Origin of the sequence: Vibrio sp. SCSIO 43155, assembly GCF_023716605.1 — a bacterium.
In the GTDB taxonomy this organism is placed as follows: domain Bacteria; phylum Pseudomonadota; class Gammaproteobacteria; order Enterobacterales; family Vibrionaceae; genus Vibrio; species Vibrio harveyi.
Window position 1 is genome coordinate 1770225 of the sequence record NZ_CP071853.1, and the last position, 26203, is coordinate 1796427.

A 26203-nucleotide genomic window follows, 5' to 3' on the forward strand; every position below is an offset into this window, starting at 1 on the left:
TCACAAATGAACCACTTGTTGAAATAGAAATGCTCAGCACTGCTATCACGTTTCTGTCAGTTATTATTCGACATGAGTTAAAATTGTTTGGGTATTAGCTCTGATTCATTTTTGCGACAGATTTGAGCTGTGCAGACGTAATAAATTCACCAAAGGTTTCACACCAAACAATGACTGACGTGTAGTTATCTAAGGGCAGATCTTGAGGAAGAGTGACCATAAAACGGTCAAATGTTTTCACCTCTCCCACCTTCACCATTTGTGACTTCAAGCGATTAAAATCCGCCTCGGTTTCAACAAACGTTGGTGAGAGATACAGCTTATAATCCGGTCCAGGAGCCAATTCTCCTTGAAAAGCAATCGTATCTTCAGTGACCCATAGATCCCCTTCTCCCCAATGAAGAAAGTCACTATCTGTTCGATTTCGCTCGAACATGCCACGGTAGAGAACACCTTCCGAAGAGTTAGACACAACCGAAACATCTGGTGAATCAGGTTGGATAAGAATAGGCAGTGCATAAATACCCGCAGCAAAACCCGCCACTGCAAACAAGATGTGGCTCACAAGCAATAAAATCCATTTCATCGTTATACCTAGCTTTAACTAACAAGACGTCAATATCAAAGTTAGTTCATAAATCCATTTAAAACAGAGCATTACTACAAACTCAGAAATTTCCTATATAGTTTTAAGGGCAATATCACAATTTCGGTGATAATTTCCCCAACCCATAGCCTTTTTAAAAAGTATGTCACTGTTTTTTAATATATGAGTCCTAACCCGAAGCACGAAAAATAGATATCGTCGCCACTGGTTTTAGAGTGTATCGAAGCAGAGGAATTATCATTCGGCATCTTTTGCGCAAAGAGTTTTTTAAATGCCTATTTCAAACGGTGAAAATGAATGTACCCAAAAAACAGGGAGGAGAATAAAGAGGAAAGTAAACGACTACCGATAAAATAATAAGAAGTACTCTACTGAAGAGCACTTCTGTACCCAAGAAAGTAAGCTTAATCAATCAAACTGTCTTGATAGATCATTTTCTTGCTCATTCCACCATCGACAACCAAGTTGTGTCCATTAATAAAGTCATTCTCTGGATGAGTTAAGAACAAACACGCATTTACAATATCTTTTGCCTTACCTACTCGACCCGATGGATGCTGCTGATGGTCAAAGCTATCTAAATCTTCATACCCTTCAACTTGTATCCAACCAGGGCTTACAGCATTAACGGTAATGGGAGTATCAGACAGAGAAATCGCCATGGATTGAGTCATCGAAACTAAGCCTCCTTTAGATGCACCATATGCATCCCAACCAGCTTCATTTTGATTCCAACGTGTCGAGGCAATGTTGACAATTCTTCCAAAAGATTGAGCACGGTTTAATGCAATAAATCGACGTGAACACGCAAACGCCCCTTTGAGATTGACATCAATGACTCGAGAGAATTCTTCAAAAGTCAGTTGTTCAACTGGTTTGTTAAAGTTAGCGATTGCACCGTTGTTGATCAGAATATCAACCTTACCGTGTGCACGTTGGATCTCATCAAAAGCGAGCTCAATCTGCGTAGGCTGCCCTAGATCGACGTGATAAAACTCGACGCTCGGATTTTGGTTTACGGCAATATCAAACACAATGACCTTCGCTTGTTGGTCTAAATAAGCCTGCGCGAGATACTTACCAATACCTTGGCTGCCGCCTGTAATAACCACCACTTTGTTTTTGTACATACTGCGTTCTTAATTGTTTGAGATGACATTGTTTGAGATGACCTTAATTCTAGAGTGTCAGGGCATAAAAAAATAGGCACGATCCTCGCGAAACCGTGCCTAAAACGAGCTGACTAATCAGCGCTATTGTTGTTATTCGTTATCCAAAGTCCCCTGAGATATAACGTTTAGTACGGTCGTTGTCTGGGTGATGGAAAATGTTTTCAGTCTTACCAAATTCTTCGAGCTTTCCTAGATACATAAAACCCGTGTAATCGGAGATGCGCATCGCTTGCTGCATGTTGTGCGTTACGATAACGATGGTGTACTTCTCACGCAGCTCTGTTATCAGAGTTTCAATGGCGGCGGTGGCAATAGGATCCAGCGCGGAAGTCGGCTCATCCATTAAAATAACCTCTGGCTCTAGCGCAATCGTTCGAGCAATACATAAGCGCTGCTGCTGACCACCTGATAAACCATTCGCATCTGCATCTAGCTTATCTTTCACCTCTTCCCACAAGTGCGCACGCTTTAGTGCAGACTCGACACGCTCTCTAACTTCGGCTTTGCTAAATGCACCTTGTATCTTCAATCCAAATGCCATGTTTTCGTATATCGACATGGGAAATGGCGTTGGTTTTTGGAAAACCATGCCCACTTTGGAACGCAGTTCATTGACGTCCGTATTGCTAAAGATGCTCTCACCATCAAGTAAGATTTCGCCTTCAGCGTACTGATGCCCATACAAGTCATATATACGATTTAACGTACGAAGCAGTGTAGACTTACCGCAGCCCGATGGACCAATCAGTGCCGTCACTCGGTTTTTATAGATTGGCATTGATACGGATTTCAACGCTGCATCAGAGCCTTTGTTGTAGTAAAAATTTAAGTTTTGAATGTCCATACGATGAGTCAAACTTGCTGAGACATCGTTGGCGCTAACACTGTGTACCAAAGTATTCATAGTGGATTCATTCATGCTTGCTCTGACTGGATTTAATGTTGCCGTGTTCATGCTCTTCTCGCTTTTAATAATTGCGGCAACGACGTCGCCAGTACGTTAACAATCAAAATAAAACTGGTGATAATCAATGCGCCAGCCCATGCCAGCTCTTGCCAGGAGCTGTAAGGGCTCATAGCAAATTGGTATATCGTCACTGGTAAGTTTGCCATCGGTTTGCTCATGTCGGTCGTCATAAAGCTACTGTTTAACGCAGTAAACAAAAGCGGTGCCGTCTCCCCAGAAATACGAGCGATGGATAAAAGAATGGCAGTGATAATCCCCGGAGCTGCGGCGCGGTAACTAAGTTGGGTGATCACTCGCCACTTAGGCGCCCCTACACCGCTTCCCGCTTCTTTCAACGTTGGCGGGACCAAACGTAGCATCTCTTCCGTTGAAGCAACGATCACTGGGAGTGCGAGAACGGCTAATGCGATGGCACCTGCCCATCCAGAATAACCGCCTGTCGGTACCACAATCATGGCGTAGACAAACAACCCGACCAAGATAGAGGGAGCACTCATTAACATACCGTTAAGAAAGCGCAGCGATTCAGCCACTGTGTTTTCTTTATCGGCTTCTGCCAACCACGTGCCCGCAAGAACCCCAATCGGTGCGGCAATCAGAATGCCCAAGCCAGTCAGCATTAAGCTCCCCACAATGGCATTTTTTAAGCCACCTTCACTGCCCGGACCAGGCGTTACCTCGGTGAAGATAGCGAAGCTCAAGCCCTTTATTCCTTCACCAATCAAGGTGTATAAGATGCTCGCGAGAACGAAGACACCGAACGCTGCCGACAAAGTGCAAAATGTTAGAAAGCTAAAGTTCTTTAATTTTCTGCTATTCATGATGACTTCCTTAACAAACGACGAGCAAAACCCATCACAAAGAAAGTGATAAGAAACAACACCACTCCCAGACCAATTAACGATGCGATATGGATTGGATCTGTTGCCTCGTTAAATTGCTGAGCAATCGTCGAAGAAATGGAGCTTGCTGGCATAAAGAATGAAAATTCAATACGGCTCGCACCACCAATAACAAAGGCGACAGCCATGGTTTCACCGAGAGCGCGACCGAGACCTAAAATGCCAGCACTCACTGTTGCATTCTTAACTTTAGGGATAAGCACCTTGGTGATGACTTCAAATGGTGTCGCTCCCGTTCCATATGCTGCTTCACGGAGGACATCCGGAATGGATTTCAATGCGTCACGCGTTAAAGAAGTCATGATAGGCAGAATCATAAATGACAAGATGATCCCCGCCGCCAATAAGCCTATCCCAATCGGCGGACCATTAAACCAACCACCTACCAAAGGGATATCGACCAAATGCACACCGGCCCACATTTGGAAACCTTCAGAAAACCAAGGAACGAAGACAAACAGTCCCCACATGCCGTAGATGATACTTGGTACAACAGCAAGCAGTTCAATGGCTTTACTTACTGGTTGACTCAACCATTTAGGAGCTAACTCAGCAAGGAATACAGCCGTACCTAACGCAATCGGTGCAGCAATAACAATAGCGATGAAAGAAGTAACCAGCGTGCCATAAATTGCTGAGGCAGCGCCAAATTGACCGTTAATGGGATCCCAAATATCTCTAAAAATGAAGCCTGGACCAAATTCCTTAAAGGCTGGCCAACCACCTTCAATAAGAGATAATAAAATACCAATTAAAGTTACAAAAATTAATAAAGCACTAGCAAAACTCAGCTTATTAAAAACCGAATCGCCGTTCACTTTACTTTTAATAGCTAAAGTAGTCATAATATTTTATATAGTAGCCTGATAAATATATTACTTATCAGGCTACTTGATTAATTATTGAATAGTCGTGTGACCGTTAGATTTCAAACCCTCTTTCCAAGTCTCATTAACCATGTTAACGACTTTATTTGGCATTGGGATGTAATCCAACTCTTCTGCAAGTTGACCTTGCTTATAGCTCCATTCAAAGAATTTCACGATTTCTTTCGCTTTGTTCGCATCCGCCTGCTCTTTATGCATAAGAATAAACGTCGCTGCTGTCATTGGCCATGAGTTTGCACCCGGCTGATCGTTTAACAATAAGTGATAACCCGGAGCATTATCCCAATCAGCATTGGCAGCTGCAGATTGGAAAGTGTCCATGCCTGGGTTTAGAAACTTGCCATCTTTAGATTGCATTTGTGTATAGGCGAGATCATTTTGCTTAGCAAACGCATACTCTACATACCCAATGGCTCCTCGGGTACGGTTAACAAAGTTTGCTACACCGGCATTGCCGTTCCCGCCAATGGTTGTTGCTTTTTTCGGCCATGTAATGTCTTTGCCAACACCAATAGACTTATGCCATTCGGGGCTTACACGGTCGAGGTAGTCCGTAAAATTGTAGGTGGTGCCAGAACCATCTGAACGGTGGACAACATAGATAGGTTGATTAGGTAGGTCGACACCTTTATTGAGTGCGACAATCGCAGGGTCATTCCAGTTTTTGATGTTACCAAGGAAAATATCTGCGAGAACTTTACCTGTTAGTTTCACCTCTCCAGCATCAATACCAGGAATGTTCACTACAGGAACAATAGCCCCCATCACCATTGGAAACTGAATCATGCCCTCTTTGTTCAGCTCCTCGATAGTCAGTGGCGCGTCAGTCGCACCAAAGTCCACTGTGTTTGCTGTAATCTGGCGAATACCACCACCAGAACCAATAGCTTGGTAGTTAATCTGAACACCCGTTTCCTTCTGGTATTGCTCAGCCCATTTCGCATAAATTGGATGAGGGAAAGTCGCACCAGCGCCGTTGATCGTTGTTTTAGCAGCAACGCCAAATGATGCTGCAACCAGAACTGAAGACACTAGAGCTGATTTCATAAATTTCACAATATATCTCCGATATAATTTAGTGAGAAATTTGGGCTAATTAAAAACCAATATTTAATTAGCCCTGTTAGTTTTAGTGTTCAAGTAAAACTAGGTATTGAAATAAATAAACAGTCAATCGGTACTAATCAATCGACGCGTTGAGATTAAAAATTTAATATGACAGTTTTATTAAAGAAATAAGTTAAACAGCTCAGTGTGAATAACAATTATCTCCCGCAAATAATTTATGATAAGAAAAATTCACAAACATCATATGAAATCTATATAGATAGGGACGTTTCTAAGGAAATATGTATGCAATGCAAAATAATAAGATTGCAAATTTTAAATATTGATGAAGGGTAAGGAGTCCTTTAGACTCAAATGATGGATATGTTACTCATCTTCAAAATTTACCTCTTCTATGGCTTAGCTTTCTTCGCCATCTTTTTTGCGATTCTGTTTCGAGATCTACGCAAAAGTCGCATTGCTATTGCTTCTGCTCTGCCCATTCTGGCTTTATTTGGTTTCATCCACGGCTTCCATGAATGGTCCGAACTTTACTTGGTGATGTATGAACACGAATTTACCCTGACTAAAGGCATAGAGACTTTCAAAGTATTTAAGCTCTTGTTCTCATTCATTGCACTCGGGGCTTTCGCTTGGAAGATGCTAGATCTGACCAGTTGGAAGAAGGTCAAGTACATCAAATACGCCGCGATTGCGGTTCTGGCTCTATTTATCGTTAGCTTGGTTTACCGCTTCGGCAACAAAGAATACGCCATTTATGTCCATAACACCGCTAACCAAGTACGCTGGATTTTTGGTTTAGGCTCTGGAGTCATCTCTGGCCTAGCCATGATGAGCTACGCCAATATTCTTGAAAAAGAAGGTCATGGCGCTTCACTGCCTTTTAAGCTGACGGGGCTTTCTCTCGTTGCTTATGGCATTGCCGCAGGCGCGCTGACGGTCGATTTAGGACTTTGGGTGCTGATCGTTAGAATGGTGTGTGCGCTCTCTATCTTGTGCACTCTTTGGATTGCCCTCAGAGTATTTGACGATGAAAAGAACAAGCAGCTTGAAAGTCATATCCAACTCTCTCAACAAGACGCTAAATTAAAAGAACTTGGTGAACTGACCTCAGCGGTTGCACATGAGATTAAAACACCACTCTCCAGCGCAACCATGAGCTGCGATTTATTGGAAAAGCAGCTGCCGGATAACGAAGCAACTCATCGACAACTGGCTAGAATTCGGCAGGGTCTTGAGCGCGCAGCAGAGATCAGCCACGAAGTACTTAACTACGCTCACCATAAGCCAATACGACGTGAGGTGGTTTCGCTCAAAGAGGTTGTTGAACATGCTTTGTCTCTCAATCAATACCGCTTAGAAGGCTTTATTGTCAGTACATCACTAGACGACAAATTGAGTGTGCGAGGCGATGCGGGCCAGTTAGAAGAAGTGGTAACAAACCTCATCGGCAACGCTATCGATGCAAGCCAAGAACATAAACAGATTTATATCGAAACTTATCAAGACAAACTCGTAGCAACACTCTCAATTTCGGATTGGGGAACAGGGATGCCACAAGACAAAATCGCCAAAGCAAAGACGCCGTTCTACACCACAAAACCTCGGGGAGAAGGTACGGGAATGGGACTGGCTATCAGTAATCAAATTATCTTACAACACGGTGGCGAGCTAAACTTGAGGAACTCGAAGAAGAGTGATCAGGTAACAGGCTTAACAGTTGAAATCCGCTTACCAAGGAACATTGAATGACATTAAAACTCTTACTTGCAGAAGACGATGTAGAATTGAGAGAGGTCCTCGTTGAGGCATTAACCTTGGAATCGTTTGAAGTCATCGCATGTGATAATGCAGAGGATGCGTTAGATATTGCTAGCGAGCAACATTTTGACTTAGCGCTATTCGACGTGGTGATGACTGGGATGACAGGTATTGAAGCTCTCTCCACTTTAAGACGTCAACATCCCAACATTGGTATTATCATCACAACGGCATTTGCTACTGTTGACGTTGCTGTCGACGCTATGAAAAAAGGGGCAGATGAGTTTCTCACTAAGCCTTTTAACCTCGCTGCACTATCGGTCACCTTAAAGCGCGTCCATGCTGAACGCTCACCAAAATCCCCTCTTGATGAAAGAAAGCATGACCAAATCTTTAGTGCGTTATCCAACCCAATTCGCCGCTCGGTAATCAAGCAACTTAAAATCCATCGTAAAATGAAGTTTATGGATCTATGTCGAGTGGTGGGTATTGAGGATCACACCAAGTTTAATTTCCACTTAAAACAGTTGGTCAATAGTGGTTTGGTGATCAAGGAAGACGGTCGTATTTATTCACTGACCGAACAAGGTCAACAAGTACATTCCAGTATGCTTTAGACCTCGAGTGTCTATCTGAACACAGAATGAGAACCCCAAAAAAGCCGACTCAGAGTCGGCTTTTTGTTTATTTGTACTTTTTGTCTACTTGCGCTTTTTAGTTTATTTACTTCGCCTTTACTGCTCAATAGAACGAATTACTTTGCATGGGTTACCAGCGGCTACAACATTCGCTGGGACATCCTTTGTCACGACACTACCCGCCCCAATAACAGAATTCTCACCGATAGTGACACCAGGGCAAACAATCACACCGCCCCCCAGCCATACATTGTCACCAATCGTAATTGGCGTGCCAAATTCAACGCCTTCTTCCACGCGTCCTCTGACATCGAGAGGGTGACCCGCAGTGTAAATTTGCACGTTAGGAGCAAACAAAACATTGTCCCCAATGTGGACTTCCGCGACATCTAACACCACGCAATTGAAGTTGGCATAGAAGTTTTTACCCACTTTAATGTTTGAGCCGTAGTCGCACCGAAATGGCGGTTCAAGGTACGCCCCTTCAGAATCAGGGATCAACTCATCAATCGCACTTCGCCATTCACCCGTATCAGGAATGCTGTTGTTAATCTTTTGCAGAACTTTTCGACATTCAATTCGCGCTTGGTAGAGCTCTTGGTCCCAAGCATCGTATGGCTCGCCTGCCAGCATTTTTTCTTTTTCTGTTCTCATCGTTCATCTCACCTAAATAAAAGCGCATCAAAGCACATCACAACGTCGCAAAATGTGACTGGCGTAGTGGATTATTTATTTGTGTAAACACTGTGATGAGATTTCAAACAGAAGCTATCCATCAGTCTTCTCGGAATGCGCGATTCATACTCTCCGTTAATGGTTTAACCAAATAACTTAGGGGTGTTCTCGGTTCAGACAGAATCAACACTTCTGCATTCATACCAGATGTCAGCCTATGCTTCGCAACATCGTCTTGAGACAGCGCAATACGAGCGAGATAAAAGTCATCTTGATTCTGCTCAGATAATTTATCAGCAGAGACGGTTAATACTGTGCCATCTAGCGGTGCAAGTGTTCTTGCATTTAAAGCCGTTAAACGCACTTGAGCATGTTGCCCTGGACTGATCAAATCAATATCTTGAGGGCTTACTCGAGCTTCCACCAACAACTTATCGTCTTGAGGAACCAATTCCAATAAGGTTTCACCAGAGCCGATAACACCTTGCTCGGTAAATACTTGCATGTTGACCACTCTGCCAGAGATTGGCGCAACAATGGCAGTACGCGCAACGACGTCTTTCGCCGAACGGTACTCCTCACGAATTGAAACGATCTCTTTCTTAGTGTTACGCAACTCTTCTACGATTTCATTGAGCCGCTCAAGTTTTAGCTCTTCAACTTTAGCTTGGTTCTCATCCAAACGCTTGCTGACGGTGAGAGACTGGCGATCAAGCTGACTTAAGGTGCTTCGTACTTCTGCAGCAAGGCGCTTTAGCTGTAATAAAGCTGACTTACCTGAAAACCCTTTCTGTACCAAAGCTTGATTGCTCGCAATTTCCTCTTCGATAAATTTGAGGCGCTCCCTCTCAATTACTTTGGTTTCCTTAAGGTTATCCAATTCCAAACTCGCGCCGGAAACACTCTGCGCAATGATGTTTAACTTACTGTTAAAAAAGCGTTTTCTTGCCTCAAAAATCTTGTTTTGAACAGACTTTGCTTCGGCAACAATCTCACTGTTCACGAACATTGTTAGATCTTGCGACCAAACAATCTCTGGAAGCTCATCCAACTCTGCATTGAGACGATTTTCTTTTGCGATAGTGTGGATGTACTGACCGCCAACAGAGTCCAGCTTAGCGTTAGCTTGACGCTGCGAGAGCTGAATAAGTAATTGCCCTTTTTCAACCAAGTCGCCTTCTTGAACGTAGAGCTTATCAATAATGCCCCCCTCTAGATGTTGGATCTCTTGTCGTTTGCTCAATACAGAAAGATCACCATAAGCAATAGCTGCACTCTCAAGCTTAGACGTCGCCGCCCAATAACCAAGCCCACCTAAAAATAGTGATAGTGTAAGTACGCCAAGCAAAATGGGACCTTTTAAACGAAGCTCCGAAGATGGTATAAAGCGCACCACCTTTTCAGCAGCTAACTCGTTAACGGTTGGCAGTTGATTGCTCATTTCGCACCCTCGGTATATCTGTTCTCTCTTCACCCATTAAACGCTTAAGAACTTCATCTCTCGCTCCATACAGCTTCACACGCCCCTCAGCCAAGTAGAGCAATCGGTCCATTTGCCTTAACGTGCTTGGGTTATGGGCAATCACAATCACGGTAGAACCTTGGGATTTAAGGTGAACAATCAAGCGTTGGTACGCCGCTTCCCCCTCTCCGTCTAAGTTTGCGTTTGCTTCATCAAATACAACGACCGAAGGATCACCATAAACGGCTCTGGCTAAAGCAATTCGTTGGCGTTCTCCACCCGATAAACCTCGTCCATTTTCACCGACCATGAAATCATAGCCTTTGTTTTTCTTTAGTATGAGCTCATGACAACCAGCTAGCTGAGCGGCTTGAATCACTTTAGCGGGGTCTTCGTCTTTGAAACGCGCAATATTTTCCCGAATAGTCCCAGGAAACAATTCCACTTCTTGTGCTAAGTAACCGAAATGTGCTCCCCGATCTTCAGAAGCCCATGTAGAGACTTCCATGCCATCTAACGTCACTTTGCCCGCAAGAGGCTTGATATTACCAAGGAGCAATCTAGCAAAGGTCGATTTACCAGTTCCTGAAGGACCAATTACGCCAACAGACACACCGGGAGGGATAGACAGCGTAATGGCAGACAAAACTGGCTCCGTTGCACCAGGGTGGCGGTAGGCTAAACCTGTCAATTCGAAGTGCCCCTTAGGTCGAGGCAAAGGCATATCAGACTCATCGTGTTTGACAATCTTGTCTATTTCAAACAGACGGCTGTAAGCGTTTTTTGCCGACATTGCACTGCGCCAAGTGCCGATCGCTTGCTCCATCGGTGATAGTGCTCGACTCATTAAAATTGAGCTCGCAATCATCGCGCCTGCAGTGATCTCATGCTGGATTACCAACCATGCGCCACCACCTAACAAACAAATTTGTAATGAGCCTCGAACAAACTTGGAGAAATTAGCAAGGTAGATCGATTTACCCGCCACACGCTGCTCCAACTGGTTGGATTCATTCACTCTAGAATACCAACGCTCTAAAAAGGCGTTCATCATGCCCATCGCAATGATTGAGTTTGAGTTTTGAGTCGCGACTTCTGCTTGATTGATATGGGAAATCGAACGAACTTCACTCTCTTGTAAGGTTTTGCGTGTCACAAGCTCATTAATTAACCCCAAACTAAACAGCACAATAGAGCCACCTAGGGCTATGTGACCCAACATAGGGTGCAGCAGATAAACGAATAGAATGAAAACGGGGGTCCAAGGAGCATCAAGTAAAGGGTATGGCGCTTGGCTACTTAAAAAGCTTTTGATGTTTTGAATGTCTCTCAGCACTTGAGAGGTGTAGCTTTTACCCGTGTGGGCTTGGTATTGAATACTGCGTTTAAGCATAAATACCGACAGTTTTGAATCTATCCAATAACCGAAGGATTTACTCATTTGAGCGCGAGCAATATCGATAAACGACATGGTTAGTAGCGCTGCAAGTACGATAACCGTTAATAAGAAAAGCGTATCAATGGAATAGGAAGAGATTACACGATTGTACACCTGCAACATGTACAAAGGGATTGAAAGTACTAATAAATTTATAAATAAACTAAAGCCAATCAGCAAACCTGTGAGCGTGCACAGTTTCTGTTTAACTTCTTTGAAAACCGTATTTTGCACGATTACATCCACATATGTTGATACGCGGGCGCTAGTAATCTAGCGCCCAATAGAATGACTTAGATAATGAATAAGTCGCTTCCGTATGACTCGATATCTTCTTGCGTGACGCCAATTAGTTTCACAGTTAAGTCTGCACCGTCCGTGAACACTGCGCTGCCGTTCGCATCGTAAGTAAACGTCAGGTCTTCATATGATGTTACTGAATCACTGACAATATGAAGTGAATCTTCACCAATAGTGAAATCAACGACCTTCGCCTCACCATGACCACCAAACTTATCTGTGAAGATAAACTTATCTGCGCCAGTACCACCGATCAGCACATTGTCACCTGAACCAGATAGAAGCGTATCGTCACCGACACCACCGTTAAGCTTGTTGTCACCTAATAGCCCTAGCAATTTGTCATTACCTGTACCTCCGCCCAAGTAATCATTGCCTTCACCAGCCTTCAAAATATCATCTCCGGCACCGCCAATAAGACGATCGTCTCCCGCGCCACCTACGACGTAGTCATTGCCGCCGCCCGCAACAAAGGAGTCATTGCCACCAAATCCAACAAATATGTCGTTGCCGCCATCAAAGTCAGTTTTATGGTTGTCACCTGAATCACCGTTGTGCGTATGATTTATACTCATTATTGTTCCCTCTTGGCTTTATTTTTGAATAGACCTTTTCACGTCTGGACTACGACTCAATTTCAGACATAAAAAGTCTAATAAATAACCTCAAAGGAGCGAGTTTGAATATGGGATGAGATTTAAAGCTGACTCAATTATCAAAAAAATATTAACTCATACTTTCTTCAATATTCTTTATCCAATACAAAGAGTTACTAGTAGTACTAAAGATTTCTTTTTGCCCAACTTGTTGCTTGGGTTCGATTCTTTACTTCAATTTTTCTAAAAATGTTATAAAGATGAGATTTAATTGTATGTTCACTGATAAATAAAGAATCGGCAATTTCCATATTTGAGCCACCTTCTTTCAAAATCTGTAGCACTTGTATTTCTCGTCGGGTTAACTCCACTTCTATAGCTGGCTCAATAATTCGATTCACTTCCTTATCTTTGTAATAAGTAAGTAACTGTTCTAACAGTCGACGTGATAACCAGTTTTCGCCTTTTATAATTGCCTCTAAGCCCTGACATAACTTGTTCATAGAATCATTGGGACCAAAAATCCCTTTCACGAAAGGCCACGCAGCCAACTCTTCTATTTGAAGCTCATGCCCAAGGTTAAGCATTATTGTTCCTAGTACTTTTTCATTATTTTTTAAATAATCTAAAGTTTCAGAAGGAGTATCTATAGAAAAGTCAACAAGTAGAAAATACTTCTCTGGAATAAGTTCGTGGTAACTAGGATTCTTGTTATCAATAATCGTAATCTTGGTTTCGGTATTCTTAGAAAGCATCTCCTTGAAGTTTTCACTCTGTAAACTTTGCTGAGTGATCATTAGGATTTCAGGCTTATCCTTATTGTTTTCCATAATGTTTCTCATACTTTCACTAACGTATCATTCTAAATTTAATAATTATTAATCAGCACTTGGTCTCATATCTAAGTGCTAGTCGCTAGAGTATGTTTATTTCCTACTTTTTTGAATTGCAATTTCGTTAAAATCATAAACAAAAAAAGTGTTTCTCATAAAAGAAACACTTTTTACATATCAAATATCTATATAAGATCTGACTCGCAAACTAAGGCTAGAAAGGGGAGTCCCTATAAGTTTTATACGGCAATCGATAAACCTGAAATGTTTTCTTTAGCCCAAATTAATGCTTGCACTCTGTTTTTTACATCAATCTTCTTGAAAATATTGTGGAGGTGAGTCTTAACAGTATTTTCGCTCACAAATAGTTGCTCAGCGATCTGTTGATTCGAAGCCCCCATAGAAAGGAAGGTGATGATTTGTTGCTCTCTTTTGGTCAAAATTGCGGACACGCTCTTATTAACTGGTCTGCTATGTCTGCGCAGATGGGTGATGTATTGCTGAGAAAACTTACGGCTAAACCACATGTCACCCTGTAATACTTTGCCAATTCCAGCCTGTAATGTGCTGATATCGTCCGATGTGTAGAAGATACCCGCGAGTGTCTGCCATACAAATAGCTCTTCCGTTGAAATCGATTTGTCACAATTCAACAGAACTTCAATGGCATCTTTTAGCTCTGCTTTTTTAAACTCCATGTAACGAGAGAAGACTTCATCAGTCATAACACTATAATCGAGTAATATAGCGGAGACTGCTTCCAATGGAATTGTGTGCTTGGTGAGCTTTTCAGGGGCTATCAGAAAGACATTAATACCGAGTTTGGTTTCAAGAACATCTCTCAACAATGAAGACTGCAAGCTATCCTCAGTAATTAAAATTACGTTCCTTATATCTTTGTGCTCCATCTCGTTTGCAGTCCTTAATCATTTTGATTGAAATAAGCAATAGATTTAGGTACAGCGGGAGTATTGTCAAGTATGAAAAAAAGTAGTAACAAGGATTAATCTGTTGATTAATAAATAGATTAATAGGGTGAGTTAAATGGCGGGTATTAAAAAAGGGAGTATAAAACTCCCTCTTTATTAGTGAACTGGCACTGAATTTTTCTGATTGAACTTACCAAAGTATTGCTCAAGAACCTCTGGTGTCAGCTTTCCTTCAGCTTCTAGCTTCTTCAGTTCCGCTACGATTTCTTGTTGTTCTTCAAGAGATGGTAGCTTCACTTCAGGCTCGTCACCGGCTTCTTGTGAGATCAGTTCTAGTTCTTTTTCGAAATCATTCATAGTACTTACCTAAATATCGAGTCGTTAAACTTGTAAACTAGGTCTATTCTATCCAACTCTAGAGCTTGAAGCTACCAACCATCTTATCCAAGCGAGATGACAGTTCTTGTAGATCTCGACTTGCGCCAGCCAACTCTTCTGCCGTCGCAGTGGTCATTTCATTGATAGCGTTAATTCCTTCAATGTTCTGGTTGATGGTATGTACAACGGTTGATTGCTCTTCTGTTGCTGTCGCGACTTGCGTATTTCGATCTGAAATATCGGCGATACGCTCAGAGATATTCATCAGAACATCCACGGCTTCATCTGTTGATGCCACACCTTCAAACGTTACCGCTTTACCCGCTTCCATTGCTGTCACAGCATCTTGAGCATCACTTTGAAGTTGGTTAATCATCTTCTGGATCTCTTCAGTAGAATCAGCAGTTCGTGACGCAAGATTACGCACTTCATCCGCTACCACAGCAAAGCCTCGACCTTGCTCACCCGCACGCGCAGCTTCGATCGCAGCGTTAAGCGCAAGTAAGTTGGTTTGCTCAGAGATATCACGAATCACATCCAAAATTGAGCCAATGTCTTTGGTCGTTGTCGCAAGTTGAGTGACCACCATGCTTGTGGTTTCCACATCACCAGCAAGGCGACTGATCACTTCTTTTGCTTGCGTTACGACTTGACGGCCTGTTTGGGTGTTATCAGACGCTTGGTTTGCCGTATCTGCCGCTGTTGCCGCATTAGATGCAATCTCGCTGATCGTCGCACCCATTTGGTTGATCGCTGTTACTACCTGAATAGTTTGGTCGCGTTGCTCTTGGCTATTATCGTGCGTAGATGTTGCCTTACTTGAAACACTGTCTGCTGCTTGGCTTAGCGCACCACTAGTTAGCGATACTTCTTTCATGGTAGCGTGGATCTTCTCAATAAAGCCGTTAAAGCCTTTTGATAGCTGAGCGATTTCGTCGTTACCTTTGATTTCAATACGCTGAGCAAGATCACCCTCACCTTCACCGAGGTCAGTGAAGCGGTCAGCGATTTGACGAATTGGGTTAGTAATGCTGTTGGCAAGTAGAACACCCATCGCAATGAAGATCAGCGCCACGATTGCTGTTGTGAACAACATTTTCTCTGCGGTTGCATCTAGATCAGCAAACACTTCATTCACAGGAACCACACCAACAACAAACCAGTCCATTGACGGCACGTATAGGCTCGACACAAACATGTCTTGCCCTTCGAACTCAGTCGTAACTAGATTAAAGTGACCTTTATTTAGCAATTGAGATGCTGCGCCGCCGAACAATTGATTAATAGATGTTTTGTTCTTACCTTGTTGGCGATGGATTTGGATGTCACCTTTACTATTTGTTAGGAACACATAACCCGTTTTCTCAATTTTAAATCCATTAAGTAGCGATACCATGTCATCCATCGACTTAGACAGACCAGACATCGAAATACCGTTTACGTCTTGGTAGTTGGCAAACATTTTCACGTCGCCATTCGCTTCTTGGAATACGCTAACTGACGTATCTTGACCAGAAGAAGTAAACCCAAAGAACCATGCGTCTTGTGAGTGGTTAAGTTGACGCAGGAAACCATTTTGGTTCCAGTAGTAAGCCGTTTGTCGGTTCGCAACGGAAGCGTCGTTCAACTGATATTGGGATTTAACATTGTTAAGCTGTTGAACAAGTTGTGCTTCTACTGATGGGTTACGGTCTGTCGTTGATAGGGCTTCAACGACAAATTCATTAGTAGCAAGTTGTTTTGCCGCTTGTTGCATCTGTACAACTTCGCGGTCAATTTCAGTATTAATTTGCTGCAACATAGCAGGCAGCTCAATGTCGATTAAGCGGTGACTTAGCACCTCACGAGCATGGCGCTGAGCCATCACACCGACAATAATTGTAGAAGCAAGAACGGCAAAAGTAATACCGATGACAACCTTCTGTTTGATACTCAGGGAATTAAGTTTCAACATATCTGGACCTTTAAAAGAATCACTTATTATCTGCATTCTGAACAGAGTAAAACTAGGTGCATATAAGCTTGGTATGCACGGCATGAAATCTATATCGACCTCCCCCTACAAAACTAGAGAAAATTCTCACAAAATTATGCAAATGCGATGTAACAGACTGTCGAGTAAGGTAATTCACGCTTTTCAATGGCTTGCAATCACTTTACTCGCCCCAATATTGAAAAGATAAATTACGCGGACGTACTGGAACTTTTCCCCTTGAGAAAGTGACCAATACTCAAAACAAGAATCATATGGATACCCAGAGAGTCCAAAAAATGCACAAAACAAACTTCGAAACTCTTCAAAGCTACTTAGAGTCTCAGATCATTGGTCAGCATGATCTCGTTAAACAGCTTCTTATTGCTCTACTTGCCGATGGGCACATCTTGGTTGAAGGTCCTCCAGGATTGGCTAAGACTCGTGCGGTTAAGTCTCTGTCGGATTGTGTAGAAGGTGATTTCCACCGAATTCAGTTCACACCTGACTTACTGCCAGCAGACTTGACGGGCACCGATATCTTCCGTCCAGAAACAGGCGAGTTTACCTTCCAGTCTGGTCCAATTTTCAACTCATTGATCCTTGCCGATGAGATCAACCGTGCGCCGGCTAAAGTGCAAGCTGCGATGCTTGAAGCAATGGCTGAGAAGCAAGTGACAGCGGGAAGAAACACCTATGCCCTACCAGAGCTATTTTTGGTGATGGCGACACAAAACCCGATTGAACAAGAAGGTACTTACCCACTTCCAGAAGCGCAGCTCGACCGCTTCTTGTTGCACCTTGATGTAGATTACCCAGATGCAGAGCATGAACTGGCGATCTTGCGCATCAACCGTGGGGAGGCAAAAGGTGAAGCAATGGTTGAGCGTCCAAGCTTAAGTCAAGAAGACATCTTCACTGCGCGTAAAGAAGTACTCAATATCCATATGGCAGATGCGATTGAGCAATACATCGTTCGTCTTGTTATGGCAACTCGACAGCCAAGTGACTACGACTCAGAATTAGCAAAATGGTTGTCTATGGGGGTGAGCCCACGCGCGACAATCGCCCTTGACCGTTGTGCTCGCGCTCATGCATGGCTAGCAGGTCGTGACTTCGTTTCACCAGAAGATGTTCAAGCCATGGCCTACCCTGTGCTACGCCACCGTCTTCTACTTAGCTACCACGCTCAAGCAGAAGGCATTACAGCGAATCAGGTTATCGACAAACTTCTTAGCCTTGTAGGTAGCGCATAACGTAGGTAGGTGACATGTCTGCATCATATACATTGCCACCTCATGCGAATGGGGTGACATTGACCCTAGAAGAGCTGCTTCAATATCGCACTCAATCGGTTCGTTGGTTGCCACCAGCCCAGAGTATTTGGTCACAAATGAGCGGTAATCATACCAGCCGTCAAAAAGGTCGTGGTATGGACTTTATGGAAGTGCGCCAATACCAAGCGGGTGATGATATCCGCAGCATCGATTGGCGAGTTACTGCTCGAACGGGAAAAGCGCACACCAAGTTGTTTGCTGAAGACAAAGAACAAGCGGTGATTTTGTACATCGACTTGAGTCCTAGTATGCACTTCGGATCGCAATACGTGTTGAAATCGGTTCAACTGGCGCACTTCGCTAGCGTCTTGATTTGGCTAACATTAGCCAAGAAAGACCGCATTGGCGCGGTGATTGATGATGGTTCCCAGTGCATTGAGTTCCGCCCTTCCTCTTTACAAAAGCAAGGGCTGAGAATTCTTGACGCGATAGTGAATACTCACAATCAATTACTTACAAATCAACAAGCTGCCAGCACACGCACGTTGCCATACATGAGTGCAATTGAAACGCTGCACAACCTCACTCCGAAAGGCAGTGAACTGATTCTGCTGAGTGATTTTGCTCAAGTTGAAGAGAAAGAGTTGGTTCAACTACGCCGGTTAAAACAACACAACAGTGTTCGTGCAGTGCAGTTTTATGATCCTCTAGAGCGAGGCGAAACTGACTTTAGAGGACAAGCAAAAGCGTCTGATGGACACCGTAGTCAATGGTTTAACTTCGGCTCAAAGGGACAACGTAAGGAATTAGAGTCTCACTTTGTCAAACATCAGCAAGCAATCAAACAACAATGTCATTCTATGGCAATTCCGTTTAATAGCCTATCGAGCGGGTTACCGCTGGTTCAGCAATTAAGCTAATAACAGCAACAACATACAAATCATTCAAGCAGTAGTAATAATGACAACGAATAACCAAAGCCTAAACCTTGAACCTTTGATCCTACCTAATGCACCTGATTGGTTCCCACTCGCTTGGGGATGGTGGGCTGTTTTGGGCGGTGTAATTCTTTCCATCTTAATTGTCGCATTGTACTTAAGGTGGCGTTCAAAGCGTCTTGTTGCAAAGAAGACCGCATTGAAACTGTTAACCAACCCAATAACACCACATACGCCTTCTTCTGCATTAGAGGTTCTTCGTCAAGCAGCTTTGAGTTACTTCCCTCGTGAAGACATCGCGCCATTAACAGGCTCTGCTTGGTACGAGTTTCTTGATAGTTACACCAAAGAAACTCGATTCGTCGACAAACAACAACAGTGGCAAGCGGCGCTGTATCAAAAATCTGGTCAAGAGCAACATCAGGATTTGATTGATGATTGCACTTTCTGGATTTCGACCGCATTGCCACCAAAGAAAAAGGCAAAAACTCGTGACTGAGGCAACTCTCGTTTCGAGCCTTTCTCAGTGGATGAACATTGAGTTTGTCTGGTGGTGGGCACTGCTATTACTGCCCCTACCTTGGATAATTTTTAAGTTCTTCCCTGAAGAGACTCAGCAAGCTGAAATTAAACTGGCGTATTTGCCAGATAGTCAGCACAACAGTAAACCAAAGCAACTGGTACAAAAAGCCCTGTCTGTTGGAGTATGGGCTTTATTGGTCATCGCCTGTGCTCGCCCCGTTTGGTATGGCGATCCGGTCGACTTCCAACCCAAGTACCGCGATATGATGTTAGTGGTCGACTTATCTGGCTCAATGCAGAAAGAAGACATGAACTACAATGGCGAATACATCGACCGCCTAACCGCAGTCAAAAAAGTCTTATCCGACTTCGTAGCAAAGCGCCAAGGTGATCGTTTAGGTGTGGTTTTATTCGGTGACCACGCTTATCTGCAAACGCCTTTGACCGCAGATCGCAAAACCGTGATGCAACAAATCAACCAAACCGTAATTGGTTTGGTGGGCAATAGCACCGCGATTGGTGATGGTATCGGTCTAGGAACAAAAACCTTTGTCGATAGTGATGCGCCACAACGTGTCATGATCTTGCTTAGTGACGGGAGCAACACATCGGGAGTTCTCGATCCTATCGAAGCGGCTAAGATTGCCAAAAAATACAATGCCACTATTTACACCGTTGGCGTAGGTGCTGGCGAAATGATGGTGAAAGACTTCTTCATGACGCGCAAAGTAAATACGGCTTCAGATCTTGATGAGCAGACACTTACAAAGATCGCAGAAATGACAGGTGGTCAGTACTTCCGAGCGCGTGATGCTAAAGAACTTGAAAAGATCTACGACACCATTAACCAACTAGAACCAGTCTCTAGTGAAACCCAAACCTGGCGTCCTCAGTCGGAATGGTTCCCTTATCCACTAGGCGCAGCACTTGCACTTTCCGTGTTCTTGTTTGTAGTAAGGAGAAAACATGGCTGAGTTTACTTTCTTACACCCATATTGGTTGCTAGGCTTGCTCGTCGTTCCCGTCGCGCTTGCCCTTAATAGTCAGTACAGAACGAAAAAGTCATCATTAATTGCTCCTCATTTAGCAAAGATGCTTGGTCATTCAGTCAAAACCAAACATTACTTTGCAGTATGGGGAGTGGCTTGGGCAGTAGCATGTATCGCCTTGGCAGGTCCTAGTTGGCAAACCAACACTCGCCCAAGCTTTGAGTTGAGCCAAAATCGAGTGCTAGTTCTGGACATGTCACGCTCTATGTACGCAACGGACGTGAAGCCAAATCGACTGTCACAAACACGCTATAAAGCACTGGATTTACTGCCGAAATGGAAAGAAGGCTCCACTGGTTTGGTCGCCTACGCTGGTGACGCTTATACACTTAGTCCACTCACGACAGACTCCAGCACACTTGCAGGCATTATCGAAAACTTGTCTCCAGAGTTAATGCCCTACCAAGGCTCTAACTTACCATCAGCAATTGAAACAGCAGTGAACCAGTTCACTCAAGCAGGCGTGAGTCAAGGTGATATCGTTCTATTAGCGGACGATTTAGATGACACCGAGCTTTCTCGCTCATTGGCATTGCTTAACGGCAAAAACATCCGTGTGTCAGTACTCGCTATCGGCACAGCAACAGGTGCGCCTATTGCCTTGCCTGACGGTTCATTAATGAAGAACCGACAAGGTAATACTGTGGTAGCCAAAACAAACCTAAAAAACTTGCAAAAGCTAGCAAAGGAAACCGGCGGACTGTTTGTGCCAATTCAGCACAATAACCGTGATGTTGAGAACATCGCAGCCTTTACCAACAACGCTAGCCACAGCCTAGGTGCGAAACAAAGTGACGATGTCAAAACCGATTCTCGCTTGAATGGTGGTTTCTGGTTGCTACCTTTGTTGCTTTTTCCTGCCGCTCTGCTCTTTCGACGCGGCATGATTTGGGTACTCATCGCAACAGTATTGCCAATGACTTGGACGCCGAAAGCAGAAGCTAATGCCTTCCTAAACCAAAATCAGAAAGGTGAGCAACTCTACCAGCAAGGTGAGTTTGAGAAAGCGCAAAGTACCTTTACCGATCCAAATTGGAAAGGCGCGGCAAGTTATCAAGCGGGCGACTATGAAAGCGCTATTGAAGCATTCTCAAATAACCCAAGTTTGAATGGGCGTTATAACCTTGCGAACGCACTTGCCCAAAACGGGCAATTGGAAGATGCAGAAAAACTCTACGAACAGTTAATCAAAGAAAAACCTGACTTTGATGCTGCGAAAAAGAACCTGTCGGTTGTAGAGGAGAAACTGAAACAGCAACAGCAACAGCAACAGCAACAGCAACAGCAACAGCAACAGCAACAGCAACAGCAACAGCAACAGCAACAGCAACAGCAACAGCAACAGCAACAGCAACAGCAACAGCAACAGCAACAGCAACAGCAACAGCAACAGCAACAGCAACAGCAACAGCAACAGCAACAGCAACAGCAACAGCAACAGCAACAGCAACAGCAACAGCAACAGCAACAGCAACAGCAACAGCAACAGCAACAGCAACAGCAACAGCAACAGCAACAGCAACAGCAACAGCAACAGCAACAGCAACAAAAGTCTCAAAATGAGGCTAAGAAAGAGCAAGGACAACAGTCACAAAATCAGCAAGAATCTGAAAATAAAAAAGAAAAGCAGAAAGCCGAGCAGCAACGCGCTAAACAAGGAAAAGAGAAACTGGATGAGCAGAAAGGTCAGCCAATGCAGGCTCAAGCTCAACCAGAGAAAACGCATCAGGATGACCCTGAGTTCCGACGCTTAGAAGCGGTGGAAAGTGCTCGTGACCCAAGCTTCCTGATTCGTGCTCAAATGCAGTTGCAAGCTCAACAAAAACAACCTCCACAACAATCAAATAAGGAGTGGTAAGTCCATGATGAAAAAAGGCGCAAAACTGGTCTTTGTTCTAATGGCCAGCCTACTAACTAGCTTTTCGGTTTTTGCTCAAAGCCTTCAAGCCAGCGTAAATAAGACTCAGGTGGCTAAAAACGAAGTGATCAACCTTAGGATCATGGCAGACACAGAGCTAGGCTCAGATGCGATTAACTTTGATGCTCTGAAAGATGATTTCTTTTTGGGTCAGCCGCGTTATGGTCGCTCGAGTAATAACATCAATGGTCATAAAACCGTTCGCACTGAATGGAGTATTTCAATTGCTCCAATGAAAGAAGGTGTCGTGACCATCCCTAGCTTCTCTGCTGATGGAATGACAACAGAGCCTATCAAACTGCGCGTCACCAAAGATCAAACAGAACCAGACATGGATGAACTGTTTAGTTTCAACATGGACGTGGATAACCATACGCTTTATCCCCAGCAGTCTACGACGGTGCGAATGCAGTTAGTCATAAAGGCAGATCCTCGTCGCCTTGATAACCCTCAAATCCTCCCACCAAGTATTGAAGGGATGAAAATCGAGCCAGCAAGCGATGCCAAACAAGGTCGTCGCGTTATAGATGGACTTGAAGTTACGGTGTTAGAACAGTCATTCCACATTACTGCGGATCAACCAGGCACGTACACGCTTAACGGCCCTAAGCTGACTGGTTCATATATCTATGGGGACAGCTTAACTGGCTCAACCAAGATCATGCCAATCAACACAAAAACAGAGCAAATGACAATTACCGTCAAGCCAATTCCAAAAGACTTCAAAGGAAACTGGCTGCCTGCAAGTGCGTTAGAAATGACACAGAGCTGGCAAGATGATCAGGGTAATCCTCTGTCTGTGAATAAGATAAACACTGTGAAGCAGGGTTCTTCTATCACTCGTACGATTCGCATTCGAGCACATGGTACTCAAGCGGAATACTTGCCACGTATTGGTATCATTTACCCAAGTACATTACGTGTTTACCCTGAACAACCACAGTTTGAAACCTCGCGCGATGGCACAGTGACGATGACCGTCAAACAAGTGCTAATCCCTACCGAGGCAGGCAGCCTGACACTCCCGGGGTATTCTGTAAATTGGTGGGATAGCAATCGAGATCAAGAGAGAAAAGCAGAGATCACCCAGCTCAAATTGAATGTCGAAAAAAGTGATAGTGGTTTAATTGCCTTGCCAGAAAGTGCGTTACCAACGCAACCTGCAGCTACTTCGGCACCCACTGTGCCAAGTGGTGTAGATTCAATTTGGCAAACACTCACTTTCGTATTCGGCGTATTGTGGCTTGTCACTTCTGCTATCGCGTTTGGACTATGGAAAACACGCGCGACTCAACAAACAGAAAAGGCAGTAAGCGCGCGTCATGGTTCGCCAATTCAAGATTTAGAGCGCACCATCAAACAAGGTGACAGCGTGATGATTGAAAGAGCAGTTAATGACTACCTAAACACCCATCATAGCAGCAGCGAATCTGACGCAGTAAGAGCGGTGAAAGAGGAGTTAGCCGTTATGAACCAATCTCGCTTTAGTGCGACACAACAAGTGTGGAAAGCAGAAACTCTACTCGTCAAACTTAAACAACTGGCGAAAGAGAAGCACACTAAATCTAGCCACCAGCTAGAAAAGTTGTAATCTCCTTCATCTTACTAACGCAAAATGGCCGCTCAATCAGAGCTGCCATTTTTGTATTTTGGTGATCTTAAGCAACGATTTGATCCGGCGTGTCGAACATACGAACACAATTTCGACCGCTATTTTTCGCCTGATAAAGCGCTTTATCTGAAAGTTGATAAAGGTGATCAAAATTAAAATCTTTTCCTTGAGTTTGATAACAGGAATAACCGACAGAAACCGTAAGCAATTCACCTTCTGGGTTGTGACAATGCTTGATTCCTTCATCCTCGATACAACGTCGAATACACTCCGCACGTAGCCTAACCTCTTCTTGGTCAGACCCGATCATCAGAAGGACAAACTCCTCACCACCAATGCGACAAAACACTTCGTCTTCATCTTTGGTATGATGCTCAAGAATATTGCCAATTCGCATTAAGGCAATATCCCCTTCTAAGTGCCCATAATGGTTGTTAAACAAACCAAAATGGTCAATATCGATCAGAATAAGACCGAAAGGCATCACCTCATTATGTTCGATATAACAGTACTTTTGCATCACATGCTCTAACATGCGGCGGTTGCCCAAACGTGTTAGCGGATCAAGTTTGGACAAAACCTCCAATTGTCGATTCGCTTCTTCCAGCTCTTTTGTTCGATTCTTGACTTCAAGCTCTAGGTTTTCATTCAGCTCTCTAATCGCTTCCTGTGCTTGCGTTCTTTGCAACACTTCAGCAAGGCTTGAAGCAAACATTCGAATCACTTCACGTAGCTGAGATGTCAACGGTGCACGGGTAAGAAGGTTATCCACGGCGATAAAAGCGATAGGACCGCTGCTATTCGATGTCAGCACTGTCATGGCAGCCCAACCGAACCCTACAATGTTACAGTCATGGTAAATAGGTACCGATTCTTCAAAGGCGACCTCATTTGGCATCGAGCGGGCTAGATTGATCAAAGAGAAGTCTTGCGTCTCACCAAAAAAGTAAGATTCATCAACCACATTCCCTTGAATGTCGGTTCCCCACGTTCCTTGCATATAAGAGCAATTTTCATCGGTTAAGAACACGGCCATACGGTCAATGCCAAGGTTCTTAATTGCAAACGTCACCGCAGATTTACAGACATCACTCACGGTCGTACAACGTGATAATTCAACCATACTGGAGTGCAGCATACGCACATTTTGCTCTTGGCGTTTTCGGATAAAAATTTGAGAGAAAAGCGAACCAAAAGACTCCAGCATTTGCTTTTGGTAAGCGGTAATCGGTTTACGGTGAATAAAGTTGTCCAACGCAAACCAGCCAAATGGCTCATTCCCATCGCGTAAAATCAACATCGCGTTCCATCCCTGCCCGACAACTTTGCCTGCGGTATATATAGGGGCATCTTCAACGATGACCAGATTGCGCTCTATGCTCGACAAAGCGGCGATATACTCTTCACTCAATTGGTGAAGATCATACTGAGTGTGGAACTCGTCAATAGTAGTACCCGACTCATCTGTACCGTACGTGCCACTGAAACTGCGCTTTTTCATATCAAGCAGCATCAAGGTTGAGCGATCAAAGCCTAGACGCTCACGCAGTGCCTCTACTGCTTTTATATACAGATCTTTCAAAGAGTCTGGGTTGGAAATTTCTAAAGCGACTTGTTGTACGAGCTTCATATTTTCGATGAACCGTTCACGTTGGCTGAGTTCATCAACATATTGGGCTTCTCGTACATCGCGGTGCTTCATCTCAAGCGACGCGTGTTTTTCAGCTCGAATGCACTGCCAACGAGCAGCAGCGAGCTGCATAGCGTCGTAGCTTTCTTCGTAAATATTGTGAGCCGATCGGGCTTGAACGTTTTGTACTAGTAGATAGGTGCGCTTAATCGGTGTGTTATCGAGCATCATGATGTAGCTGTCGCCACCCAGATCTTGAATGTGTTCCCAATTGCAGGTGTTGATCGCAAGGGGAATAATACTTTCTGAGGTATCAAACTGGCTTGCCCAATCCCAAAAAGCTTCTGGATACTGACGAATTGGAAATAAGTCACCACGGGAAAAAAGAATGGTCCCGGCTGGATTAGTCAGCGGATCGTCGAAAATCGCTATCGCGCTGGGGGAAAAGTGCTGTTCTAGATGCTCGAAGATGGCTTCCGCCAAGAGCCTATGATCTCTCGTCGAAGAGACTGTTCTTGTAAAACTTTTTAAACTCACCTGACCAACCTAATCTACTTTTTTATTTTCGATAAAAAACTACTTAGGTGTAGATATGCAATCAATGGAATCCAAGTTGAGCTGTTAAGTCTTTCGCAAAAAATATTAACTTAATTTCACATTCGAGAACCTTTC

General features: G+C 43.9%; 23 protein-coding genes. 8 read left to right on the forward strand and 15 right to left on the reverse strand.

What is annotated here, in order from left to right; translation table 11 throughout:
• Positions 1-94: 94 nt before the first annotated feature.
• The 6 genes from J4N44_RS24760 to pstS all read right to left on the reverse strand — a co-directional run bounded on the left by J4N44_RS24760 (position 95) and on the right by pstS (position 5582).
• On the reverse strand, positions 95-586 hold the full coding sequence (locus J4N44_RS24760) for a DM13 domain-containing protein (RefSeq protein ID WP_005452792.1): 492 nt from the start codon (positions 584-586) through the stop codon (positions 95-97).
• 425 nt (positions 587-1011) lie between these two features.
• Complete coding sequence (locus J4N44_RS24765) at positions 1012-1737, reverse strand: SDR family NAD(P)-dependent oxidoreductase (protein ID WP_017189572.1); 726 nt, start codon at positions 1735-1737, stop codon at positions 1012-1014.
• Between the two features lie 139 nt (positions 1738-1876).
• The gene (pstB, locus tag J4N44_RS24770) at positions 1877-2734 is read right to left on the reverse strand and encodes a phosphate ABC transporter ATP-binding protein PstB (RefSeq protein WP_026000267.1); all 858 of its coding nucleotides are present in this window, start codon (positions 2732-2734) and stop codon (positions 1877-1879) included.
• Positions 2731-3567, reverse strand: coding sequence for a phosphate ABC transporter permease PstA (gene pstA / locus J4N44_RS24775; protein WP_038899546.1), 837 nt, complete (start codon positions 3565-3567; stop codon positions 2731-2733). Before pstA ends, pstB begins: the two co-directional genes overlap by 4 nt.
• On the reverse strand, positions 3564-4493 hold the full coding sequence (gene pstC / locus J4N44_RS24780; RefSeq protein WP_252045364.1) for a phosphate ABC transporter permease subunit PstC: 930 nt from the start codon (positions 4491-4493) through the stop codon (positions 3564-3566). Before pstC ends, pstA begins: the two co-directional genes overlap by 4 nt.
• A 54-nt stretch (positions 4494-4547) precedes the next feature.
• Positions 4548-5582 carry a phosphate ABC transporter substrate-binding protein PstS gene (gene pstS, locus J4N44_RS24785; protein ID WP_252045799.1) on the reverse strand — a complete coding sequence of 345 codons (1035 nt, stop codon included), beginning with the start codon at positions 5580-5582 and terminating at the stop codon, positions 4548-4550.
• A 378-nt stretch (positions 5583-5960) separates the two neighbouring features.
• Between pstS and J4N44_RS24790 the strand changes: the two genes are divergently transcribed.
• Both J4N44_RS24790 and J4N44_RS24795 read left to right on the forward strand, forming a co-directional pair.
• Positions 5961-7355, forward strand: a complete 1395-nt coding sequence (locus J4N44_RS24790; RefSeq protein ID WP_047514082.1) for a sensor histidine kinase — start codon at positions 5961-5963, stop codon at positions 7353-7355.
• Positions 7352-7981 (forward strand): response regulator, encoded by a 630-nt coding sequence (locus J4N44_RS24795; protein ID WP_005452815.1) that lies wholly within the window; start codon positions 7352-7354, stop codon positions 7979-7981. The genes J4N44_RS24790 and J4N44_RS24795 overlap by 4 nt, the downstream gene beginning before the upstream one ends.
• Positions 7982-8098: 117 nt before the next feature.
• On the opposite strand, the gene J4N44_RS24800 is transcribed toward J4N44_RS24795, so the two are convergent.
• The 8 genes from J4N44_RS24800 to J4N44_RS24835 form a co-directional block, all read right to left on the reverse strand.
• Positions 8099-8656: a sugar O-acetyltransferase gene (locus tag J4N44_RS24800; RefSeq protein WP_009700774.1), complete on the reverse strand. Its 558-nt coding sequence runs from the start codon at positions 8654-8656 to the stop codon at positions 8099-8101.
• A 121-nt stretch (positions 8657-8777) separates the two neighbouring features.
• Positions 8778-10118 carry an HlyD family type I secretion periplasmic adaptor subunit gene (locus tag J4N44_RS24805; RefSeq protein WP_050938411.1) on the reverse strand — a complete coding sequence of 447 codons (1341 nt, stop codon included), beginning with the start codon at positions 10116-10118 and terminating at the stop codon, positions 8778-8780.
• Positions 10093-11811 carry a type I secretion system permease/ATPase gene (locus tag J4N44_RS24810; protein ID WP_252045365.1) on the reverse strand — a complete coding sequence of 573 codons (1719 nt, stop codon included), beginning with the start codon at positions 11809-11811 and terminating at the stop codon, positions 10093-10095. The genes J4N44_RS24805 and J4N44_RS24810 overlap by 26 nt, the downstream gene beginning before the upstream one ends.
• A gap of 59 nt (positions 11812-11870) precedes the next feature.
• Positions 11871-12452 (reverse strand): calcium-binding protein, encoded by a 582-nt coding sequence (locus J4N44_RS24815; protein WP_005452823.1) that lies wholly within the window; start codon positions 12450-12452, stop codon positions 11871-11873.
• Positions 12453-12658: 206 nt separating this feature from the next.
• On the reverse strand, positions 12659-13315 hold the full coding sequence (locus J4N44_RS24820; protein ID WP_017189577.1) for a LuxR C-terminal-related transcriptional regulator: 657 nt from the start codon (positions 13313-13315) through the stop codon (positions 12659-12661).
• 230 nt (positions 13316-13545) lie between these two features.
• The gene (locus J4N44_RS24825; RefSeq protein ID WP_005452827.1) at positions 13546-14214 is read right to left on the reverse strand and encodes a LuxR C-terminal-related transcriptional regulator; all 669 of its coding nucleotides are present in this window, start codon (positions 14212-14214) and stop codon (positions 13546-13548) included.
• A 177-nt stretch (positions 14215-14391) separates the two neighbouring features.
• Complete coding sequence (locus J4N44_RS24830) at positions 14392-14592, reverse strand: restriction endonuclease subunit S domain-containing protein (RefSeq protein ID WP_005452830.1); 201 nt, start codon at positions 14590-14592, stop codon at positions 14392-14394.
• A gap of 58 nt (positions 14593-14650) precedes the next feature.
• Positions 14651-16567 carry a methyl-accepting chemotaxis protein gene (locus J4N44_RS24835; protein ID WP_252045366.1) on the reverse strand — a complete coding sequence of 639 codons (1917 nt, stop codon included), beginning with the start codon at positions 16565-16567 and terminating at the stop codon, positions 14651-14653.
• A 317-nt stretch (positions 16568-16884) separates the two neighbouring features.
• On the opposite strand from J4N44_RS24835, the gene J4N44_RS24840 reads away from it, so the two are divergent.
• Genes J4N44_RS24840 through J4N44_RS24865 form a run of 6 tightly spaced genes read left to right on the forward strand, consistent with a single transcriptional unit; the run spans position 16885 to position 23880 of the window.
• Entirely contained in the window at positions 16885-17841 is a 957-nt protein-coding gene (locus tag J4N44_RS24840; RefSeq protein WP_045486434.1) for an AAA family ATPase, read from the forward strand.
• A gap of 14 nt (positions 17842-17855) precedes the next feature.
• Positions 17856-18782, forward strand: coding sequence for a DUF58 domain-containing protein (locus tag J4N44_RS24845; protein ID WP_005452842.1), 927 nt, complete (start codon positions 17856-17858; stop codon positions 18780-18782).
• A gap of 40 nt (positions 18783-18822) precedes the next feature.
• Positions 18823-19299 (forward strand): DUF4381 domain-containing protein, encoded by a 477-nt coding sequence (locus J4N44_RS24850; RefSeq protein ID WP_005452844.1) that lies wholly within the window; start codon positions 18823-18825, stop codon positions 19297-19299.
• Positions 19292-20296, forward strand: coding sequence for a vWA domain-containing protein (locus tag J4N44_RS24855; protein ID WP_017189581.1), 1005 nt, complete (start codon positions 19292-19294; stop codon positions 20294-20296). The genes J4N44_RS24850 and J4N44_RS24855 overlap by 8 nt, the downstream gene beginning before the upstream one ends.
• Positions 20289-22229 carry a vWA domain-containing protein gene (locus J4N44_RS24860; RefSeq protein WP_152164486.1) on the forward strand — a complete coding sequence of 647 codons (1941 nt, stop codon included), beginning with the start codon at positions 20289-20291 and terminating at the stop codon, positions 22227-22229. The genes J4N44_RS24855 and J4N44_RS24860 overlap by 8 nt, the downstream gene beginning before the upstream one ends.
• 4 nt (positions 22230-22233) lie before the next feature.
• Entirely contained in the window at positions 22234-23880 is a 1647-nt protein-coding gene (locus J4N44_RS24865; protein WP_252045367.1) for a BatD family protein, read from the forward strand.
• Between the two features lie 67 nt (positions 23881-23947).
• Here the strand turns inward: J4N44_RS24865 and J4N44_RS24870 are convergent, their stop codons facing one another.
• Complete coding sequence (locus tag J4N44_RS24870; protein WP_038899360.1) at positions 23948-26014, reverse strand: sensor domain-containing diguanylate cyclase; 2067 nt, start codon at positions 26012-26014, stop codon at positions 23948-23950.
• Positions 26015-26203 lie beyond the last annotated feature (189 nt).